11 protein-coding genes are annotated in these 11,479 nt (G+C 41.2%); 6 read left to right on the top strand and 5 right to left on the bottom strand.

Annotation, left to right across the window (positions count from 1 at the left end; translation table 11 throughout):
- Positions 1 to 2: 2 nt before the first annotated feature.
- From L4C54_RS08410 to L4C54_RS08400, 3 genes are all read right to left on the bottom strand, one after another.
- Entirely contained in the window at positions 3 to 1,445 is a 1,443-nt protein-coding gene (locus tag L4C54_RS08410; protein ID WP_428807816.1) for a DUF1254 domain-containing protein, read from the bottom strand.
- Between the two features lie 91 nt (positions 1,446 to 1,536).
- A complete protein-coding gene (locus L4C54_RS08405; protein ID WP_428807815.1) occupies positions 1,537 to 2,187 on the bottom strand; it encodes a Crp/Fnr family transcriptional regulator in 651 nt (216 codons plus the stop codon).
- A gap of 86 nt (positions 2,188 to 2,273) precedes the next feature.
- Positions 2,274 to 3,425, bottom strand: coding sequence for a DUF1254 domain-containing protein (locus L4C54_RS08400; protein WP_428807814.1), 1,152 nt, complete (start codon positions 3,423 to 3,425; stop codon positions 2,274 to 2,276).
- Between the two features lie 264 nt (positions 3,426 to 3,689).
- Between L4C54_RS08400 and L4C54_RS08395 the strand changes: the two genes are divergently transcribed.
- From L4C54_RS08395 to L4C54_RS08380, 4 genes are all read left to right on the top strand, one after another.
- Entirely contained in the window at positions 3,690 to 5,120 is a 1,431-nt protein-coding gene (locus L4C54_RS08395; RefSeq protein ID WP_428807813.1) for a DUF1214 domain-containing protein, read from the top strand.
- Positions 5,121 to 5,284: 164 nt separating this feature from the next.
- The gene (locus tag L4C54_RS08390) at positions 5,285 to 5,926 is read left to right on the top strand and encodes a Crp/Fnr family transcriptional regulator (protein ID WP_428807812.1); all 642 of its coding nucleotides are present in this window, start codon (positions 5,285 to 5,287) and stop codon (positions 5,924 to 5,926) included.
- Between the two features lie 126 nt (positions 5,927 to 6,052).
- Positions 6,053 to 6,763, top strand: a complete 711-nt coding sequence (locus tag L4C54_RS08385; protein WP_428807811.1) for a hypothetical protein — start codon at positions 6,053 to 6,055, stop codon at positions 6,761 to 6,763.
- A gap of 162 nt (positions 6,764 to 6,925) precedes the next feature.
- Positions 6,926 to 7,846, top strand: coding sequence for a LysR family transcriptional regulator (locus L4C54_RS08380; RefSeq protein ID WP_428807810.1), 921 nt, complete (start codon positions 6,926 to 6,928; stop codon positions 7,844 to 7,846).
- A gap of 47 nt (positions 7,847 to 7,893) precedes the next feature.
- On the opposite strand, the gene L4C54_RS08375 is transcribed toward L4C54_RS08380, so the two are convergent.
- Positions 7,894 to 8,877, bottom strand: a complete 984-nt coding sequence (locus L4C54_RS08375) for a hypothetical protein (protein ID WP_428807809.1) — start codon at positions 8,875 to 8,877, stop codon at positions 7,894 to 7,896.
- 247 nt (positions 8,878 to 9,124) lie between these two features.
- Here L4C54_RS08375 and L4C54_RS08370 point away from each other — a divergent pair, with 247 nt between their 5' ends.
- Together L4C54_RS08370 and L4C54_RS08365 are read left to right on the top strand one after the other, a co-directional pair.
- Positions 9,125 to 9,673, top strand: a complete 549-nt coding sequence (locus L4C54_RS08370) for an outer membrane beta-barrel protein (protein ID WP_428807808.1) — start codon at positions 9,125 to 9,127, stop codon at positions 9,671 to 9,673.
- 74 nt (positions 9,674 to 9,747) lie between these two features.
- Complete coding sequence (locus L4C54_RS08365) at positions 9,748 to 10,158, top strand: hypothetical protein (protein ID WP_428807807.1); 411 nt, start codon at positions 9,748 to 9,750, stop codon at positions 10,156 to 10,158.
- A gap of 39 nt (positions 10,159 to 10,197) precedes the next feature.
- Here L4C54_RS08365 and L4C54_RS08360 read toward each other — a convergent pair whose 3' ends face one another.
- Positions 10,198 to 11,223, bottom strand: coding sequence for a polysaccharide deacetylase family protein (locus L4C54_RS08360; protein WP_428807806.1), 1,026 nt, complete (start codon positions 11,221 to 11,223; stop codon positions 10,198 to 10,200).
- Positions 11,224 to 11,479: the final 256 nt, after the last annotated feature.

Raw genomic sequence — 11,479 nt, 5'->3', positions numbered from 1 at the left:
TTTTAGCTGTCGATTTTTTCTAAATCGTTAAGAACAAACTGACCGTTAAAGAAGTTCGCTTCTGGTCCATATAAGCGGAACAGTAAGAAGAACTCTTCTCCTTTGTTCACTTTCATGCAGTTGATTTTTCCTTCGCAATTCGCTGACCAATTCAGTGTAGCTGTGCCGTCGTCATTAAATACGGTGGCAGGCTCGTTTGAGGCGATTCCCACGGTATCAGCACCGATAACGTAGGCACCAGTATGAGTGCTGTAGGTCAGTGCAGACCAAAAACGTTTGGCAGGTACGTCTGATTGCACAGTCATTTGATAGTCAAAATCACCGTTTAGAATTAAACCATTTTCATCGTGTCCGTTTTTGATGTAAGTGGTTGATTTGCTGTCAGCAAGGCTAGCTGGTGGAGCAAAGTAAAAGTAGAATGTTGTGCCACGTGATAAATAGTCGTTCCAGCTTGGATCAACGTAAGTCGCTTCTGTCGTCATCATTGTTCTAGGAACAGGCAATGTCCATTGAGCTTTATCACCCCATAGGTGTGGCGCGTAAGTGGCGACATCATGTTGGACTTCTTGATGTAATTGCATCGTTGCTTGTTCAAAGAGTTTTACTTGCTCTGGCGTTGGATTAAAATCCTGCCCTTTTTCTATGCCTAAGCTTTTCATCATGCCATAGAAGGCTTTTTCATCGGCCTTAATCACTTCGTCTTGAATGCGCTGATTAACGACTTCCCAGTAGCTCATATCAAATTTAATGGTTGCGTCATAGAGCTTACCGAACCAGTCAATATGCTGAGTCTGTTTGTGTTTCTCACCATAAGGGTAGACTTTGATCTTTTGCACATAATCAACATGTCGATCCATATCTTCATCAGACGTTGTTGCTGTTAGTGAGCGCATTGATAGGTAGCCACGATAGGTATCGTAATGAATTGGGAAGTATCCTTGAGGTACTTCGCCTTTAAAATTTGGACCGATAAGAAGGTATTTTCCACCCGCACCTTTGTCTTCGCCATCTGGCCCGACATCTGCAATTGGTTTATGCCACGAATCGAGAAAGGTTCCAAAAAACGCATTGGAATCTGTTGCTTCTGGTAGCTCGACAACCACAGCATCATGCTTGGCTAAGTCATGGTAGAGGTGGACATAAGGGCTATTGTTATTGCCTGTGACAACTTGAGCTTGTTCATTCATTGGTCGGCTGTAGTAGAACACAGTTAGGTCATCACCGTTAAAATCTTCAATGGCGCGTGTTGCCATCGCGTCATACATTACTTGCGGCATGATCCAGTGACCGGCTTCTACTGCTCTTCTTAAAAAGCGAGCTTGTTCGATCTCTTGTGCTTGTAATGCTTGTTGATCGAGTTGGTTTTCAACGCTCGCATGCACAGGGACAAGGGTTGCGAAAGAGGTTATTGTCGCAATGGACAGAGCAAGAATAGATTTACGCATTTGGGTACTCACTTATTGGTTGTTTTGTGTGTTGCAGAAACTTTAACAAGTGAGGGCTTTTTCAATTTCGCACGCTGCGAATTTCAGCTCATTAAGCCTCATTATTTAATAAAGTGACTTTTCCGTACCCCTGAACCAGTTTGTTTTCTTCTTCTAGCTTTTTCATCATGCGAGAAATCTTATGGCGGCTTGTGCTGAGATAAAGAGCGAGCTGATCGTGCGTGATAATAATGGATGCGTTGGTATCTTGAAGTTGGACTAATCGCTCAATCACTCGTTCTTCAAGTGGCTTGGTCGTGATGCTATCGAATTTATAGTACATGGTACGCAGACGAGCAACGACGTTGTGACTGATAAACTGGTGTAGCTCATGGCTTATCGTTGGGGCCTGCTTTAACTGGGCCCATGAGAGGTTAAACTCAATGACATCAGTTAATGCCGTTACGGTATAGGGAAGGGGGAGTCCATCAATATAGGCGGCGTCACCATACCAAAACCCATCGCCACATTTCTCGACGATGACATAGTTTCCTTTCTCATCGATGTAAGACACTTCCACCTTGCCAGAGATTAATAATCCAATGCGGTTGGGAGTGTCTCCTTGACGAAATACATGGCTTCCCGTTTTATGATGTTGGGTTTTATATTGAACGGAAAACAGTTTGTGCAGACTTGGGTATCGCTCTGGGTTGATATACTGTTTCAGTAGGAGAGTGATGTTTGCTTTGTCGTTGTGGACCATATGAATAGGTTCTCTCTACAATGTTGATGTATTGTTTAGAGCAGCAAGCCACCTGTTAGGTGGCTTGTTGGAGTTTAACGGTTCAATTACTCGCAGAAATCTTGAGTCGTAATAACCCTGCCCACTTGAGGTCCGTAGAAGCGCTCAACGTAGTAGTAAGGTTCACCTGCATTTACTGGCATCCAGTAAGTGTCATCGTTAGGGTTTTCGACGCTGAACGTGATCTGAATGTTACCGTCTTTATTTGGTTTGGTGTTGTACGCGTTATAGACATCTTGTGCGTTTGGTAAGGTGTTACGTGTTAACGCGCTATAACGTGTAATTGACCAAAACTCTGAAAGATTATTCGCGTAAGGCATGGTTACCACATAAGGTTTATCGCCATTTAAACGCTCGCCATCGCACTGGTTAAAGATGCCCGTATAGTAGGCGTGATCAACTGGCAGTCCTAAGTGACCAACAATCGCCACAGCGCGATTTCGAGGATCTTGAGCACCAAACTCTTCACTGTCTATTGGACCAAACATGCCCGTATTATCGATGATGTTTTGCGCAAAGTATTGCCCAGCCCATTGGAACATCGCTTTATGGTTATCGCTGTTATAGCCGATAGCTTCTTCCAGTAACGTTCCGTTTTGCGGATACGCATCGTGTGACTCTAAAGTAAACTGAATCGCGTCATCAAAGTTAAGCTCGCCTTTGTTCCCTGTGAGTTTGATCTTTTGCTGAATCGCTTTTGTGTTTTTAAGATCATCACTGGTTTTGACTTGGGTACGAATAAATACGTGAGGGTAATCGCCTCGGCTCTCTATCACTTTTCCTTCTGGTACTTCCCCTTGGTAATCATGGCGAACAAACACGTATCGACCTTGCGGGCGGATTTCATCAAAAATGGTGTAGTGCTCTTGATCGGTAATATGCATAGAGAAGTAACGATCACTGCTTACTTTTGGCATTTCAAGCACAACAGGGCCATTGGTGAGATCAACGATTGCCTTGGTATATAAGTGGTCTAACGCTGGCGTAACCACTGGGTCAGTCCCTTCAGTTGGTAAAGCGGTAGTATGAAGCAAAACATTGGTTCCACCGGCTTGTTCGGCTGTTTGTTTCATATATTCAGCGTGATGGAAGGCCTTATAAGCGTGGAGTTCAGGAACCGTTGGGTCAGAGATACTCTGCGCAACGACAGAGCCAGTCATTAAAGTTGAAAGTGCTAGAGCAAGAGTTTTAACGTTCATAGTATTACCCGCTATCAGTGGATGCCTACTGGCAAATGTATTGGACTGAGAACACTTTAAACGGCGAAATAATTTTAAAATAATGAATCGTTGATAAAGGTGTTATAGCAAATGGTAATATCATGGTTTTTGGTTAACTAGTGATAAAGATTAAGAGTGATTGCGATAAATTCTTCTAGATTGTGCAAGGTGAGAAATCTTTAATCTCGTGTTCGCATATATTGGCGTTGAAACGATATATACCCATTTAAACAGGTGACTACCATGCGTAAATCTATCATTGCTCTTTCAATGCTTGCTGCGTTCTCTTCATTTTCAAACGTCGCGTCGGAGATCCCAAAAGGCTTTCCTCAATTTGACCCAGCTACTATCTATAAACAAATTGATCATGATGCGCTGGTACGTGGCTACGTTGACATGAATCCAGATGCGGCTTTCATGGCCCTGTACAATGCATATTTAAATGAAGGGTCTACCAAGAATCATGTTGGTATTATGGAGACTTCAGTTGACCCAAGACAAACGGTTTTAACGGCGAATTCTGAGACTCTTTATGCGGTTCATCCAGTTAACCTTGCCGACAATAATGGTGCGGTTATTCTTGAAGTTCCTCACGCTGTATTAGGTATGGTGAATAGCCCTGGTTGGAATATTGTTGGTGATCTTGGGATAACTGGTCCAGATGGTGGAAAAGGTGGAACGTACATTATCACGGGGCCTACTTTCGAAGGTGACATCCCAGATGGCATGTATCATATCGAATCTGATGCTAATACGATTGTGTGGCTTCTACGTGGCTTTGTTATTGATAATGATTGGGTGGCTGCCGCTGATCATTTGAAAACAATAAAGACCTATACTCTGGACAATTCTAAGGTAGAGACGAGTTTCTACAATACATCTGAATCTATCGTTAACAATGATAAGAATATGGATATGTCTTGGAAAGCTGAACAGACATTTGAACTTATAACTCAGTATATTAAGCAAAATGCAGGTACGCCCCACTCAACAAAACACGGTCATACGATTGCGGGCCTTTATGAAGCGGGATTATTAGATGGCACCGTGACGAAAGAACAGCTAATGAAGGCGACTGAAATTGGAGAGCAACGTGTAAAGGTTATCTCATTTTCCAATCGTGATAATTCAGCAAAGAAGTGGGGAAAAGGTAACCTATGGGAGTGGGCGAATCCATTTTCAGATGAATTTTACACCGGAAAAGGCTCTGGGATTTATCAGCCTAGCCAACAATTAGCGTGGACGCATAAAGCGACATTTACCGCCGCAGGCATGACACGTCCTGCTGAAGGAACTGGCTCTGCATATATTGAGGCGAATCGTGATTCAATGGGAGCATTCCTCGATGGCGCTTTATGTTACCAGTTAGAAGTTCCAGCCGATGTGCCTCAGGCGAATTTCTGGTCTGTGATTGCGTATGATGCGGTTGAACGTTCTATGGTGGTTAATCAAGATAATCACTGGGGGGTCAATTCCTATAACGAAGAGGTGACGGTCAATTCTGATGGTTCAGTTACAATGACTTTTGGTCCAGAGTCAGGAAGCGGTGATGCTAATCATATTCAAACGAATGAAAATGAAGGGTTCTTTTTATGGTTCCGCACTTATTCTCCAACATCCTCTTGGTACGATAACTCTTGGGTTCTACCAAACGTAGAGAAAGTGAACTGTTAACGAACGGGTTTATCCCGAGTAATAGATAACGTTGCACTTAAGCCAAGTTCTTATACTTGGCTTTATTTTTTGTAGGTAAGCGCATTACGTTTGATAAAGCAATTTGTTTCCAATAAAAGATTTACCTACAATAACGAAGTACAACAACTGGTTAGGATTCTATTTTGACTCACTCGATTAAACATTATGAAGTCTTATTAAAGCAATATATTGATCCTAATGAATACCCAGAGGTGTATCAGTTTTTTTATTTACATGCAAAACCTAAAGAGTATCAGGAAGGCGAGTACTTATTTGAACAAGGAGAGGTCACTTCAATAATTGCAGTGATGATTTCAGGAGAGATTGAACTCTCCTATATTGATGAGCATGGTAGTTATGTCCAAATAGAAAAGTGTCATGAAGGTTTTTGGTATGGCGATGGCACCTTTGTTGATCATCAGCCGATGGCGTATAGCGCACAAGTCCTTTCAAATGTGAAAGTGCTCTATGTTCCAGAGTCATTGTTCCTTTCAGACAATGCACCTATTGATCAGTTTTACCGATTTATCTGCAAAAACCTAATGTCTCGTTTGAGAATCATGTACCATAAATTTGACAGCATCACGACACTACCGTTGACCGAACGTATATTACAACGTCTAAAAGCTCTAAAGAATGAACAGTCGGAAATTAAAATTACTCATCAAGAGTTGGCTGAATTTTTAAGTGTAAGCCGCTATAAAGTGTCTAGAACAGTTAAAAAGATGGAAATTGATGGGTACCTGGTTCAGAAATATGGGCTAATAACATTGTTAAATAATTAAATTAATACGTTGTACCGCTTGATTGAAAAGAAATACGTTATTGGTATAACTTGAATACCAACAACTCATTATATAAATAGTATAGGGAAAATTAAAATGTATCTACGTTAAATCGGAGGACATTTTATGAAAAAGACAACCGCAGCAGCATTGATTATCGGTAGCTTTGCTATCCTCGCACTTCTTCCTGCTATGGCAGATGAATCGTCTCCAGATATGAGTGACCCAACCGCGGTGTATACTTCAGTGGGGGTAGGCTATGGCACCAAAGGGCATAACCTCAAATTTGGAATACAATTACCGGATTCGGGTGAAGGTTCAGCCCATATGATCTCATTGGAGTCTAAAGAAGGCGGAGATACCTATCGTGGTCGGTATTTTAAACTGAATACAACCACGGGTTTCGCGAGCAGTATTGATGCTAATTATAACCGTTTAACCGGCGTTGCTCAGGTTTCTGCTGGTGGTCTACAAACTATTCCTATCACTGACCAATTTACTATTTATCCAAGCCTTTATTTAGGAACAATGATAGCGAATGAACGTAATGATGCTGGAGATAAAGTCGGTGTCTATTTCCCTGCAATTACAGCCACAGCACTGTTATACACTAAGTACCAATTTACTGAGAATGTTTGGTTAAATGTAAACCCTTCCTTTACTTCTAGTGTATACGGCAGCAAAACGGACGTGTTTGACTTAGAGGCATCACTGGGTTACCAGTTTACCCCTGTTCTGAATATGCGCTTGTTTCATAACAATAATATGTCAGTGGGGACTTACAACGACGATACCTACGAAAGCGTCACCCGTTTAGAGTTTAACTACGCGCTTTAGGTGTTGGTGCTGTTTAGATAAGTTTCATTTCATTATTTTCTATAAATATTAGGTTCATTTTGGGTTATGGATGACCCCTTTTTCTGTATTTGTGTGACCTCTATTTTTTCCCTTTTCTACTTTGATATATTACCTACCATATTCTTTTTCATGGTTATATGAATGAAACAGTTAGATCTAAACTTGCTGAAAGTCTTACGCGCATTGTTGGAACAAAAAAATACTAAGAAAGCAGCCGAGGTGCTCTATTTAAGCCAACCCGCGGTGAGTCGCTCCCTGAGCCGTTTAAGGGATTACTTTGATGATGAACTGTTTATTCGAACCTCACACGGGCTCGAACCAACGGCTAAAGCGGAAGAAATAGCCGGGCGCCTGCCCATGGCAATGGATCTGCTTTACGATGCGGTGAATGGTGGGGAAGTATTTGACCCTAGTGTTTATCACGGTAAAGTCACGATTGCTTTGAATGGGTTTATAGCACAGTGGCTTGCACCCGAGATCATCACCCGTATTGTAAAGCAAGCGCCAAATATCGAGCTTCACCTGACCAACTGGGAGTCATCTACTCCAGATGCGATTATGGATGGACATATCCATGTTGGTGTTAACTATTTTCCATTGGACCTCTCAAAGCAGTTAGTGCAGGCAAAGCTAGGAATGGATAGCTTTGTGGTGATCGGTCGTAAAGAACACCCACTATCATCAATGAGTATCGAACCAGAGGACTTTAAAACTTACCCTGTCGCATCGCAATTGATCCCAAATTGGAATGAACATCAGAATCGAACCACAGAAGGGCTGAAAGCGTTTGGCATCACACCGAAGATCCAACTGAGAAGTGCGCATCTAAACATCATTTTAGATACGATTAACAATACTGATATTGTGTTCCCATGCTCTGAACGTTTAGCAAATAACATTTCAGATGGTTATAAGATGTGGCGTATTAGCGATAAATTAGAGATACCGAATGGGGAGTTTGCCGCCGTGATCTCGAACAAAACGCGCAAACACCCTTTGCACAGCTGGTTACTTAGCTGTATCAAAGAGTGCGCGAAAAAGGCTGCATTAAAGAAGCTCTAAATTTAAAGTAATTTGTTTTGGCTAAGTTACCATCGCTTTAACACCACTTAATTAGTATTCGCTAAAAACCAGGTGTTAATATAATCAGCCAATGGTTTAAATGCAGGGTTTGACCAATTAATCGACTCGGCATTCCCTGTGCCGATAGAGCCACTATTCTCAAAGTCAGTGCCGTTTGCCCCTTCAAGTTCACCGACGCTGTTTTTGGTCGGATCTTTCATGTAATCGTGAGTCATACCAATGATTGCACCCATATTGAGGTTTGAATCTAAAATATGAATGGGATCTCTGTTACCTGTTCCGTACGGGTCATCATCAGGATCAATCGAGCATGTGTTTTTTGGTAGTTGGCCATTCCCATAGTTGCACTGGTTGTAAATCAGATACTCTGAAATGCCTTGCTTTGATTGAGAATCAAGGATTTGTAAGAACTCATTGTAAGCAATTTTTAAAGCGGCACCCGCAGAGCTATTGTTGTTTTCATCAACATAATAATCAAAGAGTTGAATGAGCTTTTGGTAGGCGGCCAATTTGGTACTCTCATCTATGTAGATTGTATTGTTATTACTATCTTTATCCTCAAGATGGGTATAAACAAGTTCAATACCATCGATGACCTTCGCCATGCCATTCACTTCGTTTCGACTATCAGCGAGGGCGAGAATAAAATCATCAATAGAAGACAGGTTAGAAGGGTCGGGTTCGTCTTCAATAAGCCCTATCACCAATCGTTTATTGTTCAATAGTACTCTTACATCATCATGGCTATTGTCTATGAAGTCTGTGATTTGCGTTACGACCCTCTGTTGTTGTTCGTCTGTGACTGTCGCGCCAAGCTTTAGGATGTATATACCGTTGTCAAAATGACAGTTTGGAACATCATTACGAGTTGAGCAGTTATCTACAGATGTCTTAAGAGAAACACTTGTTGTGTGGCGATGAGAGTTTGTCGACTCAGACTGAATAGTTGCTTCATTACATGCTGTTAAAGCAAAGCAACTGAAAAGTATGGTCATGGATGTATATTTCAATTTCTATTCCAAATTTTGTGGGTAATAATCGAATAATTAATATGAGATATATTGTAACCTAACTAATTATTTATACGGCGAACCCTTACGTTGGCTTACATGGGCTTACAAACAAATGGTTTAATCGGTGATAATATTATTTCTGTTGTTTATTCCTATGTAGAACCGAAATTATATTATTGAGTGTTACTAATTATAATTTTTAGAAAATACTCATTTTATATGGATACCAAAGAGAGACTTTAGAATGAAAAAAACTGTATTAGCGATCGCCATTATTGCCGCATCTTTGTCAAGCTCTGCTATTGCTCGTGAAGGTGCTTATGTTAGCGGTGCCTATTCAATGATGTATCAAGATTCAATCGTTGCAGCATCAAATGATGTAGATAACGGCTATGCAGTTGCAGCAGGTTACGACTTTGCAATGGGAAGCTTTTTTGTATTAGGTGCAGAGGTAGAATATAAAAACCTAGGCTCTACTACAGAAACGATCTTATCTGACAGCCTTAAAGTGTCTATGTCTTCTTATGGTGTAAACATATTGCCGAAAATTTATCTTGGTGATGGCTTCCATGTAATGGCTAAGTTAGGTTTCCACAAGGTTGAGGCTGATCTTACTTCTACATATCCAATGCCAGCGTCATTAACAACGGCAAGCGATACAGCTTCTCTACTAGGCTTTGGTCTAGGTTATGACTTCACTGAGAACATTGCAGTTCAGACAACATATGAAATCCACAATATTGCTGGATACAATACCGCTTCTGCTAATATGGGTCTAAAATATACTTTTTAATTAAGTAATAATGTCCGAATAAATATCGGTTATTAGCGTTATATTATTAGAGACTATTTATTAGGTGTAATGTAATGAAAATTAATTTTATCCAAATCAGTGTACTAATGTTGATGAGTTTATCTAATATGACATTCTCGGCCAGTAATTTATGCTTTGAAACTGAGGTGGATGAGTTTTCATGTAATTTAAATAATAAAATAGTCTCTATTTGTACTTTAGGTGACAGACACATCTATCGCTTTGGTACACAATCTAAAATTGAGCTTGAAATTGAGTCTAGAGATACCATCGAATATTACACTTTTAGTGGCGGTGGAGAGAGGGTTATTACGTTTGTAAATGGTCAATACTCATACGTTATTAATTCTCGAACGATAAGAGCGGAATATATACTAGGTGGCTGGATATCTGAGACATTTGCTAACTTAACAGTCAGCAAAGGCTCAGAGGAACTGGTGACTTTAGAATGCGAAGAACCTTGAGTGTTTATAAAATGACTAAGCTGTCATGATGCCACACTGTTATTGACTCGACTGTTCCGCTTCAACTTGCCATTGCTGTGATAGCCAATAATAGGGAAACCCGTTTCTATGTGGCGCGGTACAGTTAATTCTATGACGTCCCTGACGGAGCTCTTTCGGTGGTTCGACGGTAAATGAGAGCTCGTTTTGCCAATCGACATTAATTGGCTGCCCTTTAAAGAAGCACTGTAAATGTGGGTAGTGAACTTCATTAGATGGGAGTAGTTCAACCGATAGTGTTGGAGTTGTGTCTGTCGTTTGGGGATCAGGCAAGTTTGCGTAATCAAGAGGCAACGGAGATGCGCTGATCTTATAACGCAAAGAGGAAACGCTAGCGTAATTACCTGCGGTATTAAACCGTGGTAGCGCTTGCCAGTCACTTGTTGTGCCAATCGAGCCAGACTGTTGCCCAAAGGCGATGTACCCTTGTTCACCTAGCCACTGTTTTAATTCGTTATTGTACTCACCATAAGGGTAGGCGAAGAGTTTAGGCGCGTGACCAATATGATCAGTGATGGTTTGCTGAGCCGTTCTAATGTTTCTGGTGACGGCTTTAAGCCAATCTGATTTACTTAATGCTTTTTTTACCAAGTGGTCATGATTAATGGTGTGGTTAGCGATGGTCACGCCGTCATCAGCCATTTCCATCAGTTGGTTCCAAGAGCAATAGTCAGGGTAGTTTCTGCTTATTGGTTCGGTGGTGATAAAGACTGTAAATGGGAGCCCGCGTTTTTTAAGCTCTGGATAGGCTGTTTCACACACGGAAAGGAAACCGTCATCAAAGGTGAGAGCAAGACTCTTTTCATCAAGCATTTCTCCTCGGCGAATCTGCTGAACGGCTTCTTCGAGATCGACGACTGTGTATCCTTGTGCTTCAAAGTGATCAAGTTGAGCGATAAAGTCGGCGACTCTGGTTGAAGTCGTGTGGGCTGTGTCATCTGAAATATGGTGGTAGAGAAGGACATTGAGTGGCTCAGCAAAAGCACTACTGCTTACTAAACACAACATAAGGAATATTTTCTTCAACACGTATCTCCGATGATCAATTATCACGTCACTCAAGGGAAGTGTATTTCGACTTATCGTTTTAATTGACAATAGTGTGTAAATTCTCGTTATAAGAGTGTTTCATAAGGTTACCCAATGTGTGAATTATTGAGTGTTGAACACATCATTTACCGTATATGACCTAGGGTGATTGTGTGTAACCATTTGATAATCTTCAGACTCCTAGCTCGGTTCTGTTGCCCATTTGGGCAAATTAGATCATAGCCTCTACCCG

The sequence above is a fragment of the Vibrio lamellibrachiae genome (assembly GCF_050337265.1).
Lineage (GTDB): Bacteria > Pseudomonadota > Gammaproteobacteria > Enterobacterales > Vibrionaceae > Vibrio > Vibrio kyushuensis.
Note: the sequence above shows the minus strand (reverse complement) of the source record. Positions and strands in the feature narration are given on the sequence as shown.

Bases quoted from the DNA above. Each gene is read 5' to 3' on its own strand.
- L4C54_RS08410 (WP_428807816.1), bottom strand. From the start codon at position 1,445: ATGCGTAAATCTATTCTTGCTCTGTCCATTGCGACAATAACCTCTTTC.
- L4C54_RS08380 (WP_428807810.1), top strand. From the start codon at position 6,926: ATGAAACAGTTAGATCTAAACTTGCTGAAAGTCTTACGCGCATTGTTG.
- L4C54_RS08370 (WP_428807808.1), top strand. From the start codon at position 9,125: ATGAAAAAAACTGTATTAGCGATCGCCATTATTGCCGCATCTTTGTCA.
- L4C54_RS08385 (WP_428807811.1), top strand. From the start codon at position 6,053: ATGAAAAAGACAACCGCAGCAGCATTGATTATCGGTAGCTTTGCTATC.
- L4C54_RS08395 (WP_428807813.1), top strand. From the start codon at position 3,690: ATGCGTAAATCTATCATTGCTCTTTCAATGCTTGCTGCGTTCTCTTCA.
- L4C54_RS08405 (WP_428807815.1), bottom strand. From the start codon at position 2,187: ATGGTCCACAACGACAAAGCAAACATCACTCTCCTACTGAAACAGTAT.
- L4C54_RS08400 (WP_428807814.1), bottom strand. From the start codon at position 3,425: ATGAACGTTAAAACTCTTGCTCTAGCACTTTCAACTTTAATGACTGGC.
- L4C54_RS08365 (WP_428807807.1), top strand. From the start codon at position 9,748: ATGAAAATTAATTTTATCCAAATCAGTGTACTAATGTTGATGAGTTTA.